Consider the following 22,630-nt stretch of genomic DNA (forward strand, 5'->3'; position numbering starts at 1 on the left):
GACGATCGGACGGCACAACCCGCGACACGGTGAAAGCAGAGGAAGTCGGCCATGGCAACGGCGCCCAGCGTCTCCTACTCGATGACGATCCGGCTGGAGGTGCCCGCGAGCGGAACCGCCGTCTCGCAGCTCACCAACGCCGTGGAGTCCTCCGGAGGCTCGGTGACCGGCCTCGACGTCACCGCGTCCGGCCACGAGAAGCTCCGCATCGACGTGACCATCGCGGCCACCTCCACGGCCCACGCCGAGGAGATCGTCGAGAAGCTGCGCGGCATCGAGGGCGTCACCCTGGGCAAGGTCTCGGACCGCACCTTCCTCATGCACCTCGGCGGCAAGATCGAGATGGCGTCCAAGCACCCCATCCGCAACCGTGACGACCTCTCCATGGTCTACACCCCCGGTGTGGCCCGGGTCTGCATGGCCATCGCCGAGAACCCCGAGGACGCCCGCCGCCTCACCATCAAGCGCAACTCCGTTGCGGTCGTGACGGACGGCTCCGCCGTGCTCGGCCTCGGCAACATCGGCCCCAAGGCCGCGCTGCCCGTCATGGAGGGCAAGGCCGCCCTCTTCAAGCGCTTCGCCGGCATCGACGCCTGGCCGATCTGCCTGGACACCCAGGACACCGACGCGATCGTGGAGATCGTCAAGGCGATCGCCCCCGGCTTCGCCGGCATCAACCTGGAGGACATCTCCGCGCCGCGCTGCTTCGAGATCGAGGCCCGGCTGCGCGAGGCCCTCGACATCCCCGTCTTCCACGACGACCAGCACGGCACCGCCATCGTCGTGCTCGCCGCGCTGACCAACGCCCTGCGGGTCACGAACAAGGCGATCCAGAACATCCGGGTCGTCATGTCCGGCGCCGGCGCCGCCGGCACGGCCATCCTCAAGCTGCTGATCGCCGCCGGCGTGAAGAACGCCGTCGTCGCCGACATCCACGGGGTCGTGCACGCCGACCGCGAGGACCTCGTGAACGCCCCGGCCGACTCGCCGCTGCGCTGGATCGCCGACAACACCAACCCCGAGGGCCTCACCGGCACCCTGAAGGAGGCCGTGCGCGGCGCCGACGTCTTCATCGGCGTCTCCGCCCCGAACGTCCTGGACGGCGCCGACGTGGCCGCCATGGCCGAGGGCGCCATCGTGTTCGCGCTCGCGAACCCGGACCCCGAGGTCGACCCGGCGATCGCCCGGCAGACCGCGGCCGTCGTGGCCACCGGCCGCTCCGACTTCCCGAACCAGATCAACAACGTGCTGGTCTTCCCGGGCGTCTTCCGCGGCCTGCTGGACGCGCAGTCCCGCACGGTCAACACCGAGATGATGCTCGCCGCCGCGAAGGCCCTCGCCGACGTGGTGACCGAGGACGAGCTGAACCCGAACTACATCATCCCCAGCGTCTTCAACGACAAGGTCGCGGGCGCCGTGGCCGGGGCGGTCCGCGAGGCCGCCAAGGCGGCCGGGGCGACCGTCTGATCAGGGCGTGCCGTAATGTGCAGGGGGCTGTGAGCATCACCACGGCGGCCCCCGCACCGGCGCGTCGTGGAACCCCGCGATGCCGGGCGCACTCTAGGGTGACGGCCGAGCAGGCGCTTTTCGTGTGACTCCCCAGGGTGTTCTCACGACTCCTACGGGTGCCGGATTGGCTTTCCCGCCGCAGGTAGGGGCAGGATGCTCCCCCAGGGACCTTCGTCCCCGGGGGCACCCCCAAGGGCGCGAGCGCATCGGCATCGCAGTGCCTCGGGCGGCTTCGCCGCGTGGCACACCCCAACGGCAAGAAAAATACGGGAGTAACAACATGAACCGCAGTGAGCTGGTGGCCGCGCTGGCCGACCGCGCCGAGGTGACCCGCAAGGACGCCGACGCCGTGCTGGCCGCGTTCGCCGAGACCGTCGGCGAGATCGTCGCCAAGGGCGACGAGAAGGTCACCATCCCCGGCTTCCTGACCTTCGAGCGCACCCACCGTGCCGCTCGCACCGCGCGCAACCCGCAGACCGGCGAGCCCATCAACATCCCGGCCGGCTTCAGCGTGAAGGTCACCGCGGGCTCCAAGCTCAAGGAAGCCGCCAAGGGCAAGTAAACGCTCCGCTTCGAGGCGCCCTCCCACTGGAGCGCCGTGGCATGGAGCGCCGTGGGTGACTGCGGGCCGGTCGTGGCCGGCCGCGCAGTTCCCCGCGCCCTTCGGGCGCGAACGGCCGAAGACGTCGAAAGGGCGGCCCCCGCAGAGGGGGGCCGCCCTTTTGGCGTCGTGACGCGCGTCGGTGACGCCTAGCCGAGGGCCTTGCCCGGCAGCTCGACCTTCGCGCCCAGTTCCACGAGCTTCTCCATGAAGTTCTCGTAGCCGCGGTTGATCAGCTCGATGCCGTGGACGCGGGACGTGCCCTCGGCCGCCAGGGCCGCGATGAGGTACGAGAAGCCGCCGCGCAGGTCGGGGATGACCAGGTCGGCGCCCTGGAGCTTGGTGGGCCCCGAGACGACCGCGGAGTGCAGGAAGTTGCGCGCGCCGAAGCGGCAGGCGGAGCCGCCCAGGCACTCGCGGTAGAGCTGGATGTGGGCGCCCATCTGGTTCAGCGCCGAGGTGAAGCCGAGGCGGGACTCGTAGACCGTCTCGTGGATGATGGACAGGCCCGTGGCCTGGGTCAGGGCCACCACCAGCGGCTGCTGCCAGTCGGTCTGGAAACCGGGGTGCACGTCCGTCTCCAGCGCGATGGACTTCAACTGGCCGCCCGGGTGCCAGAACCGGATGCCCTCGTCGTCGATCTCGAAGGCACCGCCCACCTTCCGGTAGGTGTTCAGGAACGTCATCATCGAGCGCTGCTGGGCGCCGCGGACGTAGATGTTGCCGTTGGTCGCGAGCGCCGCGGAGGCCCAGGAGGCGGCCTCCAGGCGGTCGGGAAGGGCGCGGTGGGTGTACCCGCCGAGCTTCTCCACACCCGTGATGCGGATCGTGCGGTCGGTGTCCATCGCGATGATCGCGCCCATCTTCTGCAACACGCAGATGAGGTCCTCGATCTCCGGCTCGACGGCCGCGTTGGACAACTCCGTGACGCCTTCGGCCAGTACGGCCGTCAGCAGCACCTGCTCGGTGGCGCCCACGGACGGGTACGGCAGCCGGATCTTGGTGCCGCGCAGCCGCTGCGGGGCCTCCAGGTACTGCCCGTCGGCCCGCTTCTCGATGGTCGCGCCGAACTGCCGCAGCACGTCGAAGTGGAAGTCGATGGGCCGGCCGCCGATGTCGCAGCCGCCGAGGCCCGGGATGAAGGCGTGGCCGAGGCGGTGCAGCAGCGGACCGCAGAAGAGGATCGGGATGCGGCTGGAACCCGCGTGGGCATCGATGTCAGCCACGTTGGCGCTCTCGACCCGCGTCGGGTCGAGCACCAGCTCGCCGGGCTCCTCGCCCGGACGGACCGTCACCCCGTGCAGCTGGAGCAGGCCGCGGACGACCCGCACGTCACGGATGTCCGGAACATTGCGCAGTCGGCTCGGTTCGCTGCCCAGCAGGGCGGCGACCATGGCCTTCGGCACGAGGTTCTTCGCACCGCGGACACGGATCTCGCCCTCCAGCGGGGTTCCGCCGTGGACAAGCAGGACATCGTCGTTGACGGTCATGAATCTCGCGTTCCGATGAGTTGGTCAGGGGGGGCGGCCGATCACTGTGCGCACGGGCCGGGAAGACAGGGTAATCGCCGATCACCCCCCGCCCGTAAGTCCACGTACCGCCCAGCCGCGTCATAGCTGTGTCACAACACGAACCGTTCCCTGCCGGGCACATGGGGTCACCGGCGCCCGGACGTGCGCCGGGGTCGCTCCCGTACGCCCTGAGCTGCCTTCACTCCCGTGCCCCCGATTGGCTCCCCACTCCGGGGGAAGATGCGGGATCATGTCTGGCATGACCGAGGTGTCCTCGCTCACAGGGCGGCTGCTCGTGGCCACGCCCGCCCTGGCGGACCCGAACTTCGACCGTGCGGTGGTGCTCCTTCTCGACCACGACGAGGAGGGCTCCCTCGGTGTCGTCCTCAACCGGCCCACCCCGGTCGTCGTCGGCGACATCCTGGAGGACTGGGCCGACCTCGCCGGTGAGCCCGGCGTCGTCTTCCAGGGCGGCCCCGTCTCGCTGGACTCGGCGCTCGGCGTCGCCGTGATCCCCGGCGGCGCGGACGGGGACGGCGCGCCGCTCGGCTGGCGGCGGGTGCACGGCGCGATCGGACTGGTCGACCTGGAGGCCCCTCCGGAACTGCTCGCCTCCGCCGTCGGCTCCCTGAGGATCTTCGCCGGGTACGCCGGCTGGGGCCCGGGCCAGCTGGAGGACGAACTGGTGGAGGGCGCCTGGTACGTCGTCGAGTCCGAGCCGGGCGACGTGTCCTCCCCGGCCCCCGAGAGACTCTGGCGCGAGGTGCTGCGCCGCCAGCGCAACGAGCTCGCGATGGTGGCCACGTACCCGGACGACCCGTCGCTCAACTGATGCCGGCGAGCTTCAGTACCCTTGCTGGTATGAGCACTCTTGAGCCCGAGCGCGGGACTGGTACGGGGACCCTCGTAGAGCCGACGCCACAGGTGTCCCACGGCGACGGCGACCACGAGCGCTTCGCCCACTACGTCCAGAAGGACAAGATCATGGCGAGCGCCCTCGACGGCACCCCCGTCGTGGCGCTGTGCGGCAAGGTCTGGGTGCCGGGCCGCGACCCGAAGAAGTACCCCGTCTGCCCCATGTGCAAGGAGATCTACGAGTCCATGGGCAGCGGCGGCGACGAGGGCAAGGGCGGCGACAAGTAGGTCGCGCCCCTGTCCGCCCGCGGACGGCGAGGTCCCCGGGACGCGCGTGAGGCGCGTCCCGGGGATCTTCGTGTTTTCCGGCCGGCAACTGGTCCAGACCTCTTGTGGGGTCCTCGCGCAGTCCCTAGCCTTCGAGGCGACGGGGCATGCCCGGTGCAGGGCGGCAGCAGCGTTGCGTCCGGCGCAACGCGGGAGGGGCGATGTCATGGAACTGATTCCGGCGCCGCGCGCGATCGAGGGCCCGAAGGAGTCGGCCGTGCCCTTCGGTCCCGGCACCACGCTGTGGGCCGCCCCGGGCACCGAGCGCACCGAACGCTGGCTGCGCGCCACCCTCGGCGCGGCGCTCGGCCTGCCGCTGCGCCCCGGACCGCCGGACGCCCGCGACGGCGTACGGCTGCTGCTGGACGACACGCTTCAGCCGGAGGCGTACCGGCTCAGCGCCGCCGCCGACCGGGGTGTGGAGATCCGCGGCGGCGGCCCCGCCGGTGTGTTCTGGGGCGCGCAGACCCTGCGCCAGCTCCTCGGCCCCGACGCCTTCCGGCGCGCCCCCGTACGCCCGGACACCGCCCTCGGCGTCCCGCACCAGGTCATCGAGGACGCCCCCCGGTTCCGCTGGCGCGGGCTGCTCCTCGACGTCGCCCGGCACTTCATGCCCAAGGAGGGCGTGCTGCGCTACCTGGACCTGATGGCCGCGCACAAACTCAACGTCCTGCACCTGCACCTGACGGACGACCAGGGCTGGCGCATCGAGATCAAGCGCTATCCGCGGCTGACCGAGATCGCCTCCTGGCGCACGCGGTCGAAATTCGGCCACCGGGCCTCACCGCTGTGGGAGGAGAAACCCCACGGCGGCTACTACACCCAGGACGACATCCGCGAGATCGTCGCCTACGCCGCCGAGCGGCACATCGCCGTCGTCCCCGAGATCGACGTACCGGGCCACTCGCAGGCCGCCATCGCCGCGTACCCCGAACTCGGCAACACCGACGTCGTCGACACCACCGCCCTGACGGTCTGGGACAACTGGGGCATCTCCTCCAACGTCCTGGCCCCCACCGACGCCGTCCTGCGGTTCTACGAGGGGGTGTTCGAGGAGGTCCTGGAGCTGTTCCCCGCGGACGCCGCCGCGTTCTCGGAGTTCGTCCACATCGGCGGCGACGAGTGCCGCAAGGAGCAGTGGACCGAGTCCGTCACCGCCAAGACGCGGATCGCGGACCTCGGCCTCGCCGACGAGGACGAGTTGCAGTCCTGGTTCATCGGGCACTTCGACGCCTGGCTCGCCGCGCGCGGGCGCCGGCTCATCGGCTGGGACGAGATCCTGGAGGGCGGCCTGGCGCCCGGCGCCGCCGTCTCCTCCTGGCGCGGCTACGGGGGCGGCGTCGCCGCCGCGCGGGCCGGCCACGACGTGGTCATGTGCCCCGAGCAGTACGTGTACCTGGACCACCGTCAGGCCCCGGGCGAGGACGAGCCCGTGCCGATCGGCTTCGTGCGCACCCTGGAGGACGTCTACCGGTTCGAGCCCGTGCCGGACGGGCTCACCGACGAGGAGGCCCGGCACGTGCTGGGCACCCAGGCCAACGTGTGGACCGAGGTGCTGGAGGACACCGCGCGCGTGGACTACCAGACCTTCCCCCGGCTCGCCGCCTTCGCCGAGGTCGCCTGGAGCCCGCTGCCGGCCCCCGCGGACCGGGACTACGCCGGCTTCGAACGCCGGATGGCCGCCCACTACCGGCGACTTGACGCCCTCGGCGTCGCCTACCGGCCGCCGGCCGGGCCCCGCCCGTGGCAGAAGCGCCCCGGCGTGCCCGGCCGCCCGATCGAGGGGCCGCCCCCGAACAGGTGACGGCGCGGGGCCCGCCCCGAACGGGCAACGGAAAAACCCCGGCAGCATCACCGAAGAGTGGCAATCCGTGCACACCGGCGATGCCGTGCGAAAACGGCCACTTCCCTGGTGGAGTGGGCGAATGCCTCCTGACGGACCCCTGCGTCCGGGCGTCGCGAAGATGTGCCAGAGTTGCGTCGTCCGCCCTGTCAGCACGTACCGTACGGCAACACAGGCGGGACCAGGTGGGGCAGCGGGAAGGGGCAGCCGGTTTGACCACGCACGCACCGCAGGCGGCGCAGGCCGTCACCTTGCCCACGACGCTGGACGAGGCCGTGGCGGCCCTCGCCGCCATGCCCACCGCCGTCCCCGTCGCGGGCGGCACCGACCTGATGGCCGCCGTCAACTCCGGCCAGCTCAGGCCCGCCGCGCTGGTGGGCCTCGGCCGGATCAGCGAGATCCGCGGCTGGCAGTACCAGGACGGCCACGCGCTGCTCGGCGCCGGCCTCACGCACGCGCGCATGGGCCGTCCCGACTTCGCGGCCCTGATCCCGGCGCTCGCCGCCGCCGCGCGCGCCGCGGGCCCGCCGCACATCCGCAACGCGGGCACCCTGGGCGGCAACATCGCCTCCGCCGCCCCCACCGGGGACGCGCTGCCGGTGCTGGCCGCCCTGGAAGCGACCCTGATCATCGCGGGCCCGGGCGGAGCCCGCCGGGAGATCCCGGTGTCGCACCTGCTGGCCGGCGTGGAGATGCTGCGCGGCGGCGAACTCATCGGCTACGTGCGCGTACCGCTGCTGCACGCCCCGCAGGTCTTCCTGAAGGCGACCGGACGCACCGGCCCCGGCCGCGCGCTCGCCTCCGTGGCGCTCGTCCTCGACCCGGCCCGGCGCGGTGTGCGCTGCGCCGTCGGAGCCATAGCGCCGATGCCGCTCCGGCCGCTGGAGGCCGAGCAGTGGGTCGCCCAGCTGATCGACTGGGACAACGACCGCGCCCTCGTCCCGGAGGCCCTGCACGCCTTCGGCGAGTACGTCGCCGCGGCCTGCATCCCCGACCCGGCCCCCGAGCCCGACGGTTCGGTGGTCCCGCTTCCGCCCGCCGTACTGCACCTGCGGCGCACTGTCGCCGCGCTGGCCCGACGAGCACTGGGGAGGGCGCTGTCGTGACCGACGACCAGCACGGAGAGGGCACGCCCCAGGGCGGCGGACGCTGGGACCCGCTGCCCCAGGGCGACTACGACGACGGCGCCACCGCCTTCGTCGAACTCCCCGAGGGCGGCATCGACGCCCTGCTGTCCGGCGACAGCCCGCTGGCCGCGCCCGGACACGGCTACGTGCCGCCGCGGATCACGGCCACGCACGCGGACGGCACGCACACCGACGGCACCACGGGCACGTGGCCCGCGCCCGACGGCGGCGGCCGGTGGCCCGACCCGAACCACACGCCGGCCCCGCCGCACGCCGCGGACGACCGGTTCACCTACCAGCCCGCCGCCACCCAGCACTGGACCTTCGAGGAGCCCGCGGCGCCGGCCGCCCCGGGGCACGACGTCACCGGGCAGTGGTCCATCCCCGTCGCCGGCGGCGACCTTCCGGACGAGTCGGGCGAGTTCACCACGTCCTCGCTGGTCGAGCAGTGGGGCGCCGCACCGCCCGCCACCCTGCCCGGCGGCGCGCCGGCCCCCTGGGCGACGGACGGCACGGGCCACGCGTACCCCTCGGGGAGCGAGGCCGCGGATGCCCCGGCGGGTGGCGCGCCGGACGCGTACGGCGTGGAGGACGGGTACGGGCCGGAGGAGGCGTACGGCACCGAAGGGGCGTACGGCTCGCAGGACGGGTACGGCGCCGCGGAGGCGTACGTTCCGGAGGGCGGGTACGGGCACGGTCCGGCCGGCCACGCGGAGGACGGTCACGCCGGCCACGCGGAGGGCGGGCACCGGGACGCCGGTCACGTGCACGCCGGACCTGACGAGGGCGGCCCCGACGGAGCCGGCCGTCCGGACGCCGGTCACACCGGTGCCCCCGACGCCGACACGCCCGGCGGTACGACGGCTCCCACCGCGCCCGCCGAACCGGCGCCGCCGGCGCGGGAGTCGGAGGAACCCGGTACGGCGCCGGAAGGCGACGCCCACGGCCCCGCCGAAGCCCCTGAACGCCCCGCTGACGCCCCGGCGGACCACGAGCGGCCCGCAGACCCGGCGACCGCGTCCCAGCCCGCCACAGCGCCGGACACGGGCGACGCGGAGGCACCGGCGGCCCCAGCCGACTCCACGGCCCCCGACACGCACGGCACGCCCGACTCCCCGCCCGGGACCGAGGCAGCCGGACCCGAGGGCGAGGGCGCCGTCGACGCGTCCGCGCCGGACACCCCCTCCGAAGGCACCGGAGCCGAGGGGGCGGGCGAGGAGGACACAGAGGGGGCGGCCGAGGAGGCCGCCGTACCCCTCCCGCCGAACGACGACCACCCGCTCGCCTCCTACGTCCTGCGCGTCAACGGCACCGACCGCCCGGTCACCGACGCCTGGATCGGCGAGTCCCTGCTGTACGTGCTGCGCGAGCGGCTCGGCCTCGCGGGCGCCAAGGACGGCTGCTCGCAGGGCGAGTGCGGCGCCTGCAACGTGCAGGTCGACGGCCGTCTGGTGGCCTCCTGCCTGGTCCCGGCGGTCACCGCGGCCGGCAGCGAGGTGCGCACGGTCGAGGGCCTGGTCGAGGACGGCCGGCCCTCCGACGTGCAGCGCGCGCTCGCCCGCTGCGGAGCCGTGCAGTGCGGTTTCTGCGTGCCCGGCATGGCGATGACCGTGCACGACCTGCTGGAGGGCAACCCCGCGCCGACCGAACTGGAGACCCGGCAGGCCCTGTGCGGCAACCTGTGCCGGTGCTCGGGCTACCGGGGCGTCCTGGAGGCCGTCAAGGAGGTCGTCGCCGAGCGCGAGGCGTCCCACGCCGGCCCCGGGACGGACACGGACGAGGCGCGCATCCCGCACCAGGCGGGCCCCGGCTCCGGCGGCGTCCACCCGTCGGCGTTCGAGGCGCCCGGCGCGTTCGACACCCCGCGGCGACAGGAGACGTACGACGCGCCGGACGCGTACGAGTCGCCGGACACGTACGACACGCCCGACGCGTACGGCGGACCGGACCGGTACGACACACCGGACCCGTACGGCACGCCGCCGGGACCGCACGACCAGCACTACGGCCAGGACGGAGGCCAGGCGTGAGCAACGAAGCCGGCACCGCGACCACCGCCGCGGAACCCGCCCCCGCGGCCGAGGAGTTGCCGCACGGCCTCGGCGCCTCCCTGCCGCACGCCGACGCCCGCGCCAAGACCGAGGGCACCTTCCCCTACGCGGCCGACCTGTGGGCCGAGGGCCTGCTGTGGGCGGCCGTCCTGCGCTCCCCGCACGCGCACGCGCGCATCGTCTCCATCGACACCACCCACGCGCGCGAGATGCCCGGCGTCCGCGCGGTCGTCACCCACGAGGACGTGCCCGGCACCCCGCGCCACGGCCGGGGCACGCCCGACCGGCCGGTGTTCGCCTCCGAGGTCGTACGCCACCACGGCGAGCCCATCGCGGCCGTGGCCGCCGACCACCCGGACACCGCGCGGATGGCCGCCGCCGCCGTCATCGTCGAGTACGAGGTGCTCGACCCCGTCACCGACCCGGAACAGGCCTTCGAGGCCGAGCCGCTGCACCCCGACGGCAACCTGATCCGGCACATCCCGCTGCACCACGGCGACCCGGGCGCCGTGGGCGAGATCGTCGTCGAGGGCCAGTACCGCATCGGCCGCGCGGACCCGGCGCCCATCGGAGCCGAGGCCGGTCTCGCCGTACCGCGCCCGGACGGCGGGGTGGAGCTCTACCTGGCCTCCACCGACCCGCACACCGACCGCAACACGGCCGCCGCCTGCTACGGCCTGTCCCCCGACCGAGTGAAGATCGTCGTCACCGGGGTGCCCGGCGCCACGGCCGACCGCGAGGACCAGGGCTTCCAGCTCCCGCTCGGCCTGCTCGCCCTGAAGACCGGCTGCCCGGTGAAGCTGACGGCGACCCGCGAGGAGTCCTTCCTCGGCCACGCCCACCGGCACCCGACGCTGCTGCGCTACCGCCACCACGCCGACGCCGAGGGCAGGCTGGTGAAGGTCGAGGCGCAGATCCTGCTGGACGCGGGCGCGTACGCCGACACGTCCTCCGACGCCCTCGCCGCCGCCGTCTCCTTCGCGTGCGGCCCGTACGTCGTCCCCAACGCCTTCATCGAGGGCTGGGCCGTCCGCACCAACAACCCGCCCTCCGGCCATGTCCGCGGCGAGGGCGCCATGCAGGTCTGCGCCGCCTACGAGGCGCAGATGGACAAGCTGGCGAAGAAGCTGGGCCTGGACCCGGCCGAACTGCGCCTGCGCAACGTCCTCGCCACCGGTGACGTCCTGCCCATCGGCCAGACCGTGACCTGCCCGGCGCCGGTCGCCGAACTCCTCCAGGCCGTCCGGGACTTCCCGCTCCCGGCCCTGCCCAAGGACAGCCCGGAGGAGGAGTGGCTGCTACCCGGCGGCCCCGAGGGCGCGGGCGAGCCGGGCGCGGTGCGCCGGGGCGTCGGCTACGGCCTGGGCATGGTGCACATGCTCGGCGCGGAGGGCGCCGACGAGGTCTCGACGGCGACGGTCAAGGTCCACGACGGCATCGCGACCGTGCTGTGCGCGGCCGTGGAGACCGGCCAGGGCTTCACCACCCTGGCCCGGCAGATCGTCCAGGAGACCCTCGGCGTCGAGGAGGTCCACGTCGCCCCCGTCGACACCGACCAGCCGCCGGCAGGCGCGGGCTGCCGGGGCCGGCACACCTGGGTGTCGGGCGGCGCGGTGGAGCGGGCGGCCAAGATGGTCCGCACGCAACTCCTCCAGCCCCTGGCGCACAAGTTCGGCATGTCCACCGAGCTGCTCCAGATCACGGACGGCAAGATCACCTCGTACGACGGCGTGCTGTCGACCACCGTCGCGGAGGCGATGGAGGGCAAGGAGCTGTGGGCCACCGCCCAGTGCCGCCCGCACCCGACCGAGCCCCTGGACGCCTCCGGCCAGGGCGACGCCTTCGTGGGCCTCGCCTTCTGCGCGATCCGCGCGGTGGTGGACGTCGACGTCGAGCTGGGCTCGGTCCGGGTCGTGGAGCTGGCGGTCGCCCAGGACGTGGGCCGGGTGCTCAACCCGGCGCAGCTCGCCGCGCGCATCGAGGCGGGCGTCACCCAGGGCGTGGGCATCGCCCTCACCGAGAACCTGCGCACGCCCCGCGGCCTCGTCCGCCATCCCGACCTGACCGGCTACGCCCTGCCGACCGCCCTGGACGCCCCCGACATCCGGATCGTGAAACTGGTGGAGGAACGGGACGTGGTGGCCCCCTTCGGCGCCAAGTCCGTCAGCGCGGTCCCGGTGGTGACGGCCCCGGCGGCCATCGCCTCCGCCGTCCGCGCCGCCACCGGCCGCCCGGTCAACCGCCTCCCGATCCGCCCGCAGGCCGCGGTGGTGACGGACCGGTGAGCACGCCGCCGCCCGAGGAGCCGCGCTACGAACCCGCGCCCGGCGTCGGCAAGTTGTTCCTGTGGATCCTGCTGTTCGCCGCGGCGGCGCTGGCCGTGGTCCTGGGCGGGATCTACTTCACCTGAGGGGACCTGGCCCGATGGACGGTGTGGTCCTGGTCACCGGGGTGATGGCGGCGGGCAAGTCGACCGTGGCCCAGCGCCTGGCGCAGGCGCTGCCGCGCGCCGCGCACGTCCGGGGCGACGCGTTCCGCCGGATGATCGTGTCGGGACGGGCGGAGTACGGTCCCGGGGACGGCGGGGAGGCCGTGGCCCAACTGCGGCTGCGGTACCGGCTGTCGGCGGCGACGGCGGACGGGTATGCGGCGGCGGGCTTCACGGCGGTGGTGCAGGACGTCGTCCTGGGCGATCATCTGCGGGCGTACGTCGGCCTGGTCCGCACCCGCCCCCTGCACGTGGTGGTCCTCGCGCCCGGCGCGGCGGAGGTCGCGGCCCGCGAGGCGGGCCGGGCGAAGACCGGATACGGCGGCGGGTGGACCGTGGCCGCCCTGGACGAGGAACTGCGCCTGCGCACCCCGCGCATCGGCCTCTGGCTGGACACGTCCGGCTGGACGCCAAAGGAGACGGTGGAGGCGATTCTCACGGACGCGCAACGGGCCCGGGTCGCCTGACGTCTCTTCTCCTGAGGGTCGTTGTCAGTGGGGCGGCGTAGTGTGCTGAGCAGTGGGGGCACCTGCCCGGAGCCGGCGTACGACGGGGTACGCGGGCCCGCCACGCACCGGGAGATCGCGGGGGAGCGATGAGCACGACGGACGCCGAAGTTCCGGCGATCACGCTGACCGAGGCGGAACTGGACCGCTACGTCACGCACGCGCCGACGCGCGGCCTGCTCGCGGGCGCCGGACTGCCCGCGGAGACCGCCCTGCTGACCTTCTCCCCGCTGCGCACGTACGGCCTGCGCACGCTCGCCGACGCCGCCGACAGCCCCTTCCACCTGGCGGAGGAGCTGCGGGGCCGCCTGGTCATCGGCGAACTGCTCACCCCGGCCGGCATGGAGCGCCAGTCGATCCTGCTCGACGGCGCCACGGGCGAGCTGACGACGGCCTACCTCTTCGACGCGTCCGACCCGCGCCCCTTCGCGCCGTCCCTGAACACGCTGCTGCGCTTCGCCGCGGTCACCGAGGAACTGGCGGGCCTGCGCGGCCGGTTCGCCGCCCTGGCGGGCCAGTACGGCCCCAGGACCGTGACCGAGGCCTCCCGTCGCCTCCTCACCCTCTTCGAGGAGGGCACGGGCGGCGAGGTCCCGCCGTACTGGAAGGCGGCGGCCCTGATCCGCCCGCTCTCCCTCATCGCCGGCCCCGGCACGGCATCGGGCCTCACCCTGGACGTCCCCGCGCGCGTCCTGGACCAGCAGTTCGGGCACGGCAGGGTGGCCCGCTTCGAGGAGGTCGACTTCCCGAAGACGCTCACCCATGAGCCGACCCGCCGCTTCCTGCGCGAGACGGGCCTGCCGGAGGAGGCGGTCTTCTTCCACGCCGACACGGACGCCCCGCTCCCCACGCTCCGCGAGTACGTCACCCAGGAACGCCCCGACTACCCCCTCGCCGAACTCCCGGCCCACTGCGACCATCTGATCCGCCTCGGCCACCTCCTGGAGGACAACAGCCTGGTGATCGACGGCAGAACGGGCGCGGTCCTCACCTTCAACGAGCCGGAGGCGACGCTCTACCCCCTCAACACCGACGTCTCCACCCTGGCCTTCACCCTGTGGCTCATCCACCACGAGCGCACGATCGACGCCCACCTGTCCCGCGAACTGTCCACCCAGGCCTACGACCACCTGGTCGCCCTGATGATCCAGACCCTCCACTCGATCGACCCGACGGGCACCGCACCGGACACGACCTGGCACTACTGGACGAACCTCTTCCAGGACGAGGCGGGCGGGGTGTTCTGACCTCGGATCGCGATGATTTCCCCGATTCCGGTCACTGAGCGTGGCTGCAATCCCTACCGTGGTCCGTGTTGGTGCAGACACGCACGGTGACGGAGGGGTGCGCATGGCGGTCGACGCGGCTGCGGAGACGCTCAAGGGCGAGATGAGTGAGCGGGGCTGGCAGGTCGACCCGGACGACGAGTGGGGCATCGCCGTCATCGCCACTGTCGGACGGCAGTTGAAGCTGCGCCGGGAAGCGGTGGGCATGAGGGCCGGTGACTTCGCCAAGGCCGTCGGCTACGGCGAGGACATGGTCTACAAGATCGAGAGCGGGAAGCGGATCCCCCGGCCCGAGTACCTGGACAGGGCCGATGACGTCCTGGGGGCCGGCGGCCTGCTCTCGGCGATGAAGGAGGACGTGCAGAAGGTCCGCTACCCGAAGAAGGTGCGGGCCCTGGCGGAGATGGAGGCCAAGGCGGTCGAGATCGGCGTGTACGAGTGCAACAGCGTCCACGGGCTCCTCCAGACGCCGCAGCATGCCCGAGCCTTGATCGAGGCAGCCCAGCCGCCGTACTCGCCGGATGACGTGGATCGCATGGTGGCTGCTCGACTGGCCCGACGGTCGGTCTTCGCACGCACACCGGCCCCGTCCGTCCATTTCGTGCTGGAAGAAGCAGCGGTGCGCCGCCGGGTCGGAGGCACAATGGTGTGGCAACGGCAGCTCGAACGCCTGTTGGAGGTCGGGCAGTTGAACAACGTCTCGTTCCAGGTCATGCCGACGGACACGGATGCCCATCCCGGTCTCGACGGAAAGATCGAGCTGCTGAAGTTCTCCGACGGCAAGGCGGTGGGCCGCTCCGACGGCCTGTTCAACGGCCGGCCCGTCTCCGACCCGAAGCAGCTCCGCATCCTGGAGTTGCAGTACGGCACCATCCGGGCGCAGGCCCTCCCGCCTCGGGAGTCGCTTGCCTTCATCCAGAAACTGCTGGGAGAGACATGATGCGCGAGGCCTCCGCCGAGCACCCCTCCGAACTGGCGTGGTTCAAGAGCAGTTACAGCAGCGGCACCAACGGCGAGTCCTGCGTCGAGGTGGCCACCACCCCGGACCAGGTGCACGTCCGGGACTCGAAATCCCTCGGTGGCCCGCAACTCGCCGTCGCGCCGGACACCTGGACGGACTTCGTCTCGTACGCGTCCCGCGGCTGAGGCGACAGAGAAAAGGGCGGCAACCCGCACGGGGTGCCGCCCTGTTTCTTTGCCTGGTGAGGCGCCGGAGGCCGTGGCGGGAATCGAACCCGCGTAACTCGCTTTGCAGGCGAGTCCCTGAACCACTCGGGCACACGGCCGTGCTCGTGTTCAAGAACGTACGGGGGCCGGGGCGGGGGCTCAAGGGGATGGGGTGGGGTGCAATGGGACTGCCATGTGCCGTTCATGAAGCGGGGCGGGACGTACGACCAAGGGCCTAGCGGGGGTCGGTCTCCTGACAGGGGCCAAAGGTGGCTGTGGGCCTTACTCTGTCGCACATGAGTGCCCTTGGATCCCGTGAGCCCGCCGTCCTCGATCCGTCCGCCGAGCAGGACGGCGGTGTGCTGAGCAGGGCGTACCGGGCGCTCAGTGTCGGGATCGTCTCCGTCGTGGTCCTCATCGCGTTCGAGGCGACGGCCGTGGGGACCGCCATGCCGGTCGCCGCGCGGGAGCTGGACGGACTGGCGCTGTACGCGTTCGCCTTCTCCGGGTACTTCACCACCAGCCTCTTCGGGATGGTGCTCGCCGGGCAGTGGTCCGACCGGCGCGGCCCGCTCGGGGCGCTGACGACCGGCATCGCGGCCTTCGCGGTGGGGCTCGTCGTCGCCGGGACCGCGCAGGTCATGTGGATGTTCATCCTGGGGCGGGCCGTGCAGGGGCTCGGCGGCGGGCTGGTCATCGTGGCGTTGTACGTCGTCGTGGGCCGCGCCTATCCGGAGCGGCTGCGGCCCGCGATCATGGCCTCCTTCGCCGCCGGCTGGGTGGTCCCCTCGATCGTCGGCCCCCTCGCCTCCGGCGCCGTCACCGAGCACCTCGGCTGGCGCTGGGTCTTCCTCGGCATCCCGGTCCTCGTCGTGTTCCCGCTCGCCCTGGCCCTGCCCCAGATACGGCGGCGGGCGGCCGGCCCGGTGGACGCGGAGGCCGGCACCGGCTCCTTCGACCGGCGGCGCATCCGGCTCGCGTTCGGGATCTCCCTGGGCGCCGGGCTCCTCCAGTACGCCGCCCAGGACCTACGGCCCCTCGCCCTGCTGCCGGGACTGGCCGGGGCGGCCCTGCTGGTGCCCGCCGTGCTCGGGCTGCTGCCCCACGGCACCTACCGGGCCGCCCGCGGCCTGCCCTGCGTCGTGCTGCTGCGCGGGCTGTCCGCGGGGTCCTTCGTCGCCGCCGAGTCCTTCGTGCCGCTGATGCTGGTCACGCAGCGCGGGCTGTCCCCGACGCTCGCCGGGTTCTCGCTGGCGGCCGGCGGCGGGACGTGGGCGCTGGGCTCGTTCGTGCAGTCCCGGCCGCGCCTGGCGCCGTACCGGGAGCGGCTGATGACCGCGGGGATGGTGCTGGTCGCCCTCGCGATCGTCACCGCGCCGAGCGTGCTCCTGCACTCCGTGCCCGTGTGGACCGTGGCCGTCGCCTGGGGCGTCGGCTGCTTCGGGATGGGCCTGGTGATCTCCTCGACCAGCGTGCTGCTGCTCCAGCTGTCCGCCCCGGAGGAGGCCGGCGCCAACTCCGCCGCGCTCCAGATCTCCGACGCCCTCTCCAACGTCGTGCTCCTGGCGGCCACCGGCGCGGCCTTCGCGGCCCTGGGCGGCGGCAGCACCGCGGCCACCACGGGGGCCGGTGGCGGGCATCCCGCCGCCTTCGCCGCCGTCTTCCTGCCGATGGCGGCGGTGGCGGTGGCGGGTGCCTGGGTGACCACGCGGCTGCGGGAGCGGCCGGCGCCGACGGGGTGAGCGCGGTGAGGCCGGCGGGGCTGTTGTGACGTCGCTCCCACCCGCGGGCGACCCGGGGTCGTCCGCGCGTTGAGCGGAGGGCGGCGCCGGTAGGGTGGCCCGGTTGTCATACGTAGCCGCCCTACCCCGCTCGGAGACCGTGACTACCACCGCCGCCTCGTCCGCTTCCTCCCACCACCTCTCGCCCGCCTTCCCGGGCCGGGCCCCCTGGGGTACCGCCAGCAAGCTGCGTGCCTGGCAGCAGGGGGCGATGGAGAAGTACATCCAGGAGCAGCCGCGTGACTTCCTCGCCGTCGCCACGCCCGGCGCCGGCAAGACGACCTTCGCGCTGACGCTCGCCTCCTGGCTCCTGCACCACCACGTCGTACAGCAGGTGACCGTGGTCGCGCCCACCGAGCACCTGAAGAAGCAGTGGGCCGAGGCCGCGGGCCGGATAGGGATCAAGCTCGACCCCGAGTACAGCGCGGGCCCGCTCGGCAGGGAGTACGACGGCGTGGCCGTGACGTACGCCGGTGTCGGGGTGCGTCCGATGCTGCACCGCAACCGGGTCGAGCAGCGCAAGACGCTGGTGATCCTGGACGAGATCCACCACGCCGGCGACTCCAAGTCCTGGGGCGAGGCGTGTCTGGAGGCCTTCGAGCCGGCGACGCGGCGCCTCGCGCTGACCGGTACGCCGTTCCGGTCCGACACCAACCCCATCCCCTTCGTCACCTACGAGGAGGGGGCCGACGGGATCCGGCGGTCCGCCGCCGACTACACGTACGGCTACGGGTCGGCGCTGTCGGACGGGGTCGTCCGGCCGGTGATCTTCCTCTCCTACAGCGGCAACATGCGCTGGCGGACCAAGGCGGGCGACGAGGTCGCCGCGCGGCTCGGCGAGCCGATGACCAAGGACGCGGTCAGCCAGGCCTGGCGTACGGCCCTCGACCCGCGCGGCGACTGGATGCCGAGCGTGCTGCGCGCCGCCGACCAGCGGCTGACCGAGGTCCGCAAGGCCATCCCGGACGCGGGCGCACTCGTCATCGCCTCCGACCAGGACTCCGCGCGCGCGTACGCCAAGCTCATCCGGGAGATCACCGGGACGAAGGCGACGCTCGTGCTGTCCGACGACGCCGGGGCGTCGAAGCGGATCGACGAGTTCAGCGCGAGCGACGACCGGTGGATGGTCGCCGTGCGGATGGTGTCCGAAGGGGTCGACGTGCCCCGGCTCGCGGTGGGCGTGTACGCGACGACCATCTCGACGCCCCTGTTCTTCGCGCAGGCCGTGGGGCGGTTCGTGCGCTCCCGGCGGCGCGGCGAGACCGCGTCCGTGTTCCTGCCGACCGTGCCCGACCTGCTGACCTTCGCCAACGAGATGGAGAAGGAGCGGGACCACGCCCTCGACAAGCCGAAGAAGGAGGGCGAGGAGGACCCGTACGCCGAATCCGAGAAGGAGATGGAGGAGGCGAACAAGCAGGAGGACGAGGACACCGGCGAGCAGGACATGCTGCCGTTCGAGGCGCTGGAGTCCGACGCCGTGTTCGACCGGGTGCTGTACGACGGCGCCGAGTTCGGCATGCAGGCGCACCCCGGGAGTGAGGAGGAGCAGGACTACCTGGGGATTCCGGGGCTGCTGGAGCCCGAGCAGGTGCAGTTGCTGTTGCAGAAGCGGCAGGCCCGGCAGATCGCGCACAGCCGGAAGAAGCCGGACACCGAGGCCGACCTGCTGGAGCTGCCGGCCGAGCGGCGGCCGGTGGTCACGCACAAGGAGATGATGGAGCTGCGGAAGCAGCTGAACACGCTGGTCGGCGCGTACGTGCACCAGAGCGGCAAGCCGCACGGGGTGATCCACACCGAGCTGCGGCGGGTGTGCGGGGGGCCGCCGAGCGCGGAGGCCACGGCGGGGCAGTTGCGGCAGCGGATCGAGAAGGTCCGGGAGTGGGCCACGCGCATGCGGTGACGCTGCGCTGGGCTTGGGCGGCTGCCCTGCCCCCCGCGGGGCTCGCGTGGGTGAGAGGGCGCCGTACGGAGACCTGGTCCTGGATCTTCGTGTGTGCGTATCCGGACGAATGCAGGCAGGCCGGATCTGGGCTTGCCCGGATTCTGGACGAAGACTTCCGCTCAGCGAACCGGCTTCGCTACTGTCCCGCTACGCACACGCCCCGTGGCAGCGCCGCCGCGGAGCGCAGCCGTGAAGCGACTCGGCCCGGGAGCCGCCGGGCCGTCCTGCCGATCGGCGGCCTCTGAAGCGCGTCGCCGACGGGACTCGGTGACGCATCCGCCGAACAGGGGCCGCCGCCTCACCGCCAAAGGAGTGGGCGTCGTGACCGCGGAGACCTCTCAGACGCTCGACCGGGGACTGCGCGTCCTCAAGCTGCTGGCCGACACCGACCACGGGCTGACCGTCACCGAGCTGTCCACCAGACTGGGCGTGAACCGGACCGTGGTGTACCGGTTGCTCGCGACCCTGGAGCAGCACGCGCTCGTACGGCGTGACCTGGGCGGGCGAGCCCGGGTCGGACTCGGCGTGCTGCGCCTGGGCCGGCAGGTGCATCCGCTGGTACGGGAGGCCGCGCTGCCCGCGTTGCGCTCGCTCGCCGAGGACATCGGGGCGACGGCGCACCTCACGCTCGTGGACGGGTCCGAGGCGCTGGCCGTCGCGGTGGTGGAGCCCACCTGGACGGACTACCACGTGGCCTACCGGGCCGGGTTCCGGCATCCGCTGGAGCGGGGTGCGGCCGGCAAGGCGATCCTCTCCGCGCGGCAGTCGCCGTCCTCCGATCCCGGGTACACGCTCACGCACGGGGAGCTGGAGGCGGGGGCGAGCGGAGCCGCGGCGCCCTTGGTCGGGGTGACGGGGGTCGAGGGCAGTGTGGGCGTGGTGATGCTCGCGGACGCCGTACCGGAACGGGTGGGTGCGCGCGTGGTGGAGGCGGCGAGGGAGGTCGCGGAAGCGTTGCGCTGAGCCCCTCGCGGCCGGCGGCACCGGCACACGCCATGACGGGACCGTACGCGGCAGAAGGCGCGCCTGGTCGTCACGTTAGATTGAGCTCGTGCTCTCACGTCTCTCACGCCCCCAGGCCCTCGCCGTCTGCGCGCTGCCCGTCGTGGCCCTGCTCGCCACGGCGGCGTTCGCGCCACTGCCGTTCTCGGTGGCGCAGCCCGGCATGACGGCGAACGTGCTCGGGCGGAACCAGGGCACCCCGGTGATCACGGTCTCGGGGGCGGAGACCCGCAGGACCAGCGGGCAGCTGCGGATGACCACGATCGAGGCGACCGGTCCGGACGCCGAGGTGCGGCTCGGTGACGTGGTCGACAGCTGGTTCCGCACCGACCGCGCGGTGCTGCCGCGCGACTCGGTCTACCCGAGCGGCGACACCGTCAAGGAGATCGAGCAGCACAACGAGGCACAGATGCGGCAGTCCCAGGACGCGGCGACCCAGGCCGCGCTGAAGTACCTCGGGCTCGGCGCCGGCCAGGTGAAGGTCACGCTGAAGCTCGCCGACGTGGGCGGGCCCAGCGCGGGGCTGCTGTTCTCCCTGGGGATCGTCGACAAGCTGGACGGCGACGGCAGCGGCGGCGACCTCACGGGGGGCCGCGTCATCGCCGGTACGGGCACGATCGACGCGGCCGGCAAGGTCGGCGCGGTCGGCGGGGTGGCCCTGAAGACCCAGGCCGCGCGCCGGGACGGGGCCACCGTCTTCCTGGTGCCCAAGGCGGAGTGCGCCGACGCCGAGGCGGAGCTGCCGAAGGGGCTGCGGCTGGTCCCGGTGACCACGCTCAAGGGCGCGGTCGACTCCCTGGTGGCGCTGGAGAAGGGCAAGGGCTCCGTCCCGAGCTGCTGATTCCCGGCCCCGGGTTCGATTCCCCGGCCCCGGATTCGCCTACAGCCGCTCGGCGTCCGCCGCCGCCTGTTCCACCAGCGGGATGATCCGCAGCGGAACGGGGTTCTCCATGACGATCGCCGTGGAGGCCCGGACGATGCCGTCGAAGCCGACGACCAGGTCGATCACCCGCTGGAGATCGGCGTTGGAGCGGGCCACCAGCCGGCACAGCATGTCCCCGCTGCCGGTGGTGGTCAGCAGTTCCAGCACCTCCGGCACGGTCGTCAGGTGCGCCCGTACGTCGGCACCCTGGCCCTGCCGGATCTGGAGGGTGGCGAACGCGGTGACCGGGTAGCCGAGGGCCGCCGGATCCACCTGGGGACCGAAACCCCGGATGACCCCGTTCGACTGGAGGCGGTCCAGCCGCGCCTGCACGGTCCCGCGCGCCACGCCCAGCCGCCGGGACATCTCCAGCACCCCGATGCGCGGCTCCCGGGCCAGCAGCACGATGATGCGCCCGTCCAGATGATCGATCGCCACGGGACCCCCTGAGATGGTCATCCTGTACAGAAACACCGCCGGGGCGGTCATACCACTGGTCAGATTGCCCAGCAATTGCGCGAACTATTGCGCACCTTGCAGAGCAGAGCCACCCTTCCGCTATGACGCAGACCACAGACCTCACTCCCGACACGACCGCCCGGCAGGACGACCCCTTCCCGGTCAAGGGAATGGACGCGGTCGTCTTCGCCGTGGGCAACGCCAAGCAGGCGGCGCACTACTACTCCACCGCCTTCGGCATGCGGCTGGTCGCCTACTCCGGACCGGAGAACGGCAGCCGCGAGACCGCCAGTTACGTGCTGGAGAGCGGCTCCGCCCGCTTCGTCTTCACCTCCGTGATCAAGCCGAGCAGCACCTGGGGCCACTTCCTCGCCCAGCACGTGGCCGCGCACGGCGACGGCGTCGTCGACCTGGCCATCGAGGTCCCGGACGCGCGCGCCGCGTACGCGTACGCCGTCGAACAGGGCGCGAAGAGCGTCGCCGAGCCGTACGAGCTGAAGGACGAGCACGGCACGGTCGTCCTCGCCGCCATCGCCACCTACGGCGAGACCCGGCACACCCTGGTCGAGCGCACCGGCTACGACGGCCCCTACCTGCCCGGCTACACCGCCGCCCGGCCGATCGTCGAGCCGCCCGCCCAGCGCGTCTTCCAGGCCGTCGACCACTGCGTCGGCAACGTCGAACTCGGCCGGATGAACGAGTGGGTGGCCTTCTACAACAAGGTCATGGGCTTCACGAACATGAAGGAGTTCGTGGGCGACGACATCGCCACCGAGTACAGCGCGCTGATGTCGAAGGTGGTCGCCGACGGCACCCTCAAGGTGAAGTTCCCGATCAACGAGCCCGCCATCGCCAAGAAGAAGTCCCAGATCGACGAGTACCTGGAGTTCTACGGCGGCGCGGGCGTCCAGCACATCGCGCTCAACACCAACGACATCGTGCAGACGGTCCGCACCATGCGGGCGGCCGGCGTCGAGTTCCTCGACACCCCCGACTCCTACTACGACACCCTCGGCGAGTGGGTCGGCGACACCCGCGTGCCGGTCGAGACCCTGCGCGAGCTGAAGATCCTGGCCGACCGCGACGAGGACGGCTACCTGTTGCAGATCTTCACCAAGCCGGTCCAGGACCGCCCGACCGTGTTCTTCGAGCTCATCGAGCGGCACGGCTCCATGGGCTTCGGCAAGGGCAACTTCAAGGCGCTGTTCGAGGCGATCGAACGCGAGCAGGCCAAGCGGGGCAACCTGTAACGG

The 22,630-nt window shown here is 72.7% G+C and carries 20 protein-coding genes and 1 tRNA gene; 18 read left to right on the forward strand and 3 right to left on the reverse strand.

Translation table 11 applies throughout. The features are described from left to right. Positions 1 to 51 precede the first annotated feature (51 nt). Both AQJ11_RS00300 and AQJ11_RS00305 read left to right on the forward strand, forming a co-directional pair. On the forward strand, positions 52 to 1,467 hold the full coding sequence (locus tag AQJ11_RS00300; RefSeq protein WP_014673025.1) for an NAD-dependent malic enzyme: 1,416 nt from the start codon (positions 52 to 54) through the stop codon (positions 1,465 to 1,467). A 322-nt stretch (positions 1,468 to 1,789) separates the two neighbouring features. Further along, on the forward strand, positions 1,790 to 2,071 hold the full coding sequence (locus tag AQJ11_RS00305) for an HU family DNA-binding protein (RefSeq protein WP_014673024.1): 282 nt from the start codon (positions 1,790 to 1,792) through the stop codon (positions 2,069 to 2,071). Positions 2,072 to 2,259: 188 nt separating this feature from the next. Here the strand turns inward: AQJ11_RS00305 and murA are convergent, their stop codons facing one another. Further along, on the reverse strand, positions 2,260 to 3,600 hold the full coding sequence (murA, locus tag AQJ11_RS00310) for a UDP-N-acetylglucosamine 1-carboxyvinyltransferase (protein ID WP_014673023.1): 1,341 nt from the start codon (positions 3,598 to 3,600) through the stop codon (positions 2,260 to 2,262). Between the two features lie 280 nt (positions 3,601 to 3,880). On the opposite strand from murA, the gene AQJ11_RS00315 reads away from it, so the two are divergent. The 11 genes from AQJ11_RS00315 to AQJ11_RS00360 all read left to right on the forward strand — a co-directional run bounded on the left by AQJ11_RS00315 (position 3,881) and on the right by AQJ11_RS00360 (position 15,250). Next, positions 3,881 to 4,453 carry a YqgE/AlgH family protein gene (locus AQJ11_RS00315; RefSeq protein ID WP_041665224.1) on the forward strand — a complete coding sequence of 191 codons (573 nt, stop codon included), beginning with the start codon at positions 3,881 to 3,883 and terminating at the stop codon, positions 4,451 to 4,453. Positions 4,454 to 4,482: 29 nt separating this feature from the next. Further along, positions 4,483 to 4,764, forward strand: coding sequence for a DUF3039 domain-containing protein (locus AQJ11_RS00320; RefSeq protein WP_030651613.1), 282 nt, complete (start codon positions 4,483 to 4,485; stop codon positions 4,762 to 4,764). A gap of 205 nt (positions 4,765 to 4,969) precedes the next feature. Further along, the gene (locus AQJ11_RS00325; RefSeq protein ID WP_058080733.1) at positions 4,970 to 6,607 is read left to right on the forward strand and encodes a beta-N-acetylhexosaminidase; all 1,638 of its coding nucleotides are present in this window, start codon (positions 4,970 to 4,972) and stop codon (positions 6,605 to 6,607) included. A 251-nt stretch (positions 6,608 to 6,858) separates the two neighbouring features. Then, positions 6,859 to 7,752, forward strand: a complete 894-nt coding sequence (locus tag AQJ11_RS00330; protein WP_014673019.1) for an FAD binding domain-containing protein — start codon at positions 6,859 to 6,861, stop codon at positions 7,750 to 7,752. Further along, positions 7,749 to 9,803 (forward strand): 2Fe-2S iron-sulfur cluster-binding protein, encoded by a 2,055-nt coding sequence (locus tag AQJ11_RS00335; protein WP_059261436.1) that lies wholly within the window; start codon positions 7,749 to 7,751, stop codon positions 9,801 to 9,803. Before AQJ11_RS00330 ends, AQJ11_RS00335 begins: the two co-directional genes overlap by 4 nt. Beyond that, entirely contained in the window at positions 9,800 to 12,109 is a 2,310-nt protein-coding gene (locus AQJ11_RS00340) for a xanthine dehydrogenase family protein molybdopterin-binding subunit (protein WP_014673017.1), read from the forward strand. Before AQJ11_RS00335 ends, AQJ11_RS00340 begins: the two co-directional genes overlap by 4 nt. Further along, the gene (locus AQJ11_RS52065; protein WP_014673016.1) at positions 12,106 to 12,234 is read left to right on the forward strand and encodes a hypothetical protein; all 129 of its coding nucleotides are present in this window, start codon (positions 12,106 to 12,108) and stop codon (positions 12,232 to 12,234) included. The genes AQJ11_RS00340 and AQJ11_RS52065 overlap by 4 nt, the downstream gene beginning before the upstream one ends. 14 nt (positions 12,235 to 12,248) lie before the next feature. Then, positions 12,249 to 12,779 carry an AAA family ATPase gene (locus AQJ11_RS00345; protein ID WP_059261437.1) on the forward strand — a complete coding sequence of 177 codons (531 nt, stop codon included), beginning with the start codon at positions 12,249 to 12,251 and terminating at the stop codon, positions 12,777 to 12,779. Positions 12,780 to 12,907: 128 nt separating this feature from the next. After that, positions 12,908 to 14,065, forward strand: a complete 1,158-nt coding sequence (locus AQJ11_RS00350; RefSeq protein WP_014673014.1) for an SUKH-4 family immunity protein — start codon at positions 12,908 to 12,910, stop codon at positions 14,063 to 14,065. A gap of 103 nt (positions 14,066 to 14,168) precedes the next feature. Next, the gene (locus AQJ11_RS00355) at positions 14,169 to 15,044 is read left to right on the forward strand and encodes a helix-turn-helix domain-containing protein (protein WP_059261438.1); all 876 of its coding nucleotides are present in this window, start codon (positions 14,169 to 14,171) and stop codon (positions 15,042 to 15,044) included. After that, on the forward strand, positions 15,041 to 15,250 hold the full coding sequence (locus AQJ11_RS00360) for a DUF397 domain-containing protein (RefSeq protein WP_059261439.1): 210 nt from the start codon (positions 15,041 to 15,043) through the stop codon (positions 15,248 to 15,250). Before AQJ11_RS00355 ends, AQJ11_RS00360 begins: the two co-directional genes overlap by 4 nt. 68 nt (positions 15,251 to 15,318) lie before the next feature. Here AQJ11_RS00360 and AQJ11_RS00365 read toward each other — a convergent pair. Next, positions 15,319 to 15,390: transfer RNA gene (locus AQJ11_RS00365), tRNA-Cys, on the reverse strand. 177 nt (positions 15,391 to 15,567) lie between these two features. Between AQJ11_RS00365 and AQJ11_RS00370 the strand changes: the two genes are divergently transcribed. The 4 genes from AQJ11_RS00370 (at position 15,568) to AQJ11_RS00385 (ending at position 20,837) form a co-directional block, all read left to right on the forward strand. Beyond that, positions 15,568 to 17,013 (forward strand): MFS transporter, encoded by a 1,446-nt coding sequence (locus tag AQJ11_RS00370; RefSeq protein ID WP_014673011.1) that lies wholly within the window; start codon positions 15,568 to 15,570, stop codon positions 17,011 to 17,013. Between the two features lie 139 nt (positions 17,014 to 17,152). After that, the gene (locus tag AQJ11_RS00375) at positions 17,153 to 18,952 is read left to right on the forward strand and encodes a DEAD/DEAH box helicase (RefSeq protein ID WP_041665222.1); all 1,800 of its coding nucleotides are present in this window, start codon (positions 17,153 to 17,155) and stop codon (positions 18,950 to 18,952) included. A 363-nt stretch (positions 18,953 to 19,315) separates the two neighbouring features. Beyond that, the gene (locus tag AQJ11_RS00380) at positions 19,316 to 19,957 is read left to right on the forward strand and encodes an IclR family transcriptional regulator (protein ID WP_014673009.1); all 642 of its coding nucleotides are present in this window, start codon (positions 19,316 to 19,318) and stop codon (positions 19,955 to 19,957) included. 88 nt (positions 19,958 to 20,045) lie between these two features. Then, positions 20,046 to 20,837 (forward strand): S16 family serine protease, encoded by a 792-nt coding sequence (locus AQJ11_RS00385; protein WP_058080719.1) that lies wholly within the window; start codon positions 20,046 to 20,048, stop codon positions 20,835 to 20,837. A 39-nt stretch (positions 20,838 to 20,876) separates the two neighbouring features. Here AQJ11_RS00385 and AQJ11_RS00390 read toward each other — a convergent pair whose 3' ends face one another. Beyond that, positions 20,877 to 21,356, reverse strand: coding sequence for an Lrp/AsnC family transcriptional regulator (locus AQJ11_RS00390; RefSeq protein WP_059261440.1), 480 nt, complete (start codon positions 21,354 to 21,356; stop codon positions 20,877 to 20,879). Between the two features lie 122 nt (positions 21,357 to 21,478). Between AQJ11_RS00390 and hppD the strand changes: the two genes are divergently transcribed. Further along, entirely contained in the window at positions 21,479 to 22,627 is a 1,149-nt protein-coding gene (gene hppD, locus AQJ11_RS00395; RefSeq protein WP_059261441.1) for a 4-hydroxyphenylpyruvate dioxygenase, read from the forward strand. The last annotated feature ends 3 nt before the right edge of the window (positions 22,628 to 22,630 follow it).

This window comes from Streptomyces corchorusii (assembly GCF_001514055.1).
Lineage (GTDB): Bacteria > Actinomycetota > Actinomycetes > Streptomycetales > Streptomycetaceae > Streptomyces > Streptomyces olivaceoviridis.

Excerpts from the sequence above, each read along its gene's own strand:
- AQJ11_RS00370 (WP_014673011.1), top strand. The coding sequence starts at position 15,568 with ATGAGTGCCCTTGGATCCCGTGAGCCCGCCGTCCTCGATCCGTCCGCC.
- AQJ11_RS00345 (WP_059261437.1), top strand. The coding sequence starts at position 12,249 with ATGGACGGTGTGGTCCTGGTCACCGGGGTGATGGCGGCGGGCAAGTCG.
- AQJ11_RS00355 (WP_059261438.1), top strand. The coding sequence starts at position 14,169 with ATGGCGGTCGACGCGGCTGCGGAGACGCTCAAGGGCGAGATGAGTGAG.
- AQJ11_RS00325 (WP_058080733.1), top strand. The coding sequence starts at position 4,970 with ATGGAACTGATTCCGGCGCCGCGCGCGATCGAGGGCCCGAAGGAGTCG.
- AQJ11_RS00360 (WP_059261439.1), top strand. The coding sequence starts at position 15,041 with ATGATGCGCGAGGCCTCCGCCGAGCACCCCTCCGAACTGGCGTGGTTC.
- hppD (WP_059261441.1), top strand. The coding sequence starts at position 21,479 with ATGACGCAGACCACAGACCTCACTCCCGACACGACCGCCCGGCAGGAC.
- AQJ11_RS00320 (WP_030651613.1), top strand. The coding sequence starts at position 4,483 with ATGAGCACTCTTGAGCCCGAGCGCGGGACTGGTACGGGGACCCTCGTA.
- AQJ11_RS00315 (WP_041665224.1), top strand. The coding sequence starts at position 3,881 with ATGACCGAGGTGTCCTCGCTCACAGGGCGGCTGCTCGTGGCCACGCCC.
- murA (WP_014673023.1), bottom strand. The coding sequence starts at position 3,600 with ATGACCGTCAACGACGATGTCCTGCTTGTCCACGGCGGAACCCCGCTG.
- AQJ11_RS00350 (WP_014673014.1), top strand. The coding sequence starts at position 12,908 with ATGAGCACGACGGACGCCGAAGTTCCGGCGATCACGCTGACCGAGGCG.
- AQJ11_RS00305 (WP_014673024.1), top strand. The coding sequence starts at position 1,790 with ATGAACCGCAGTGAGCTGGTGGCCGCGCTGGCCGACCGCGCCGAGGTG.
- AQJ11_RS00300 (WP_014673025.1), top strand. The coding sequence starts at position 52 with ATGGCAACGGCGCCCAGCGTCTCCTACTCGATGACGATCCGGCTGGAG.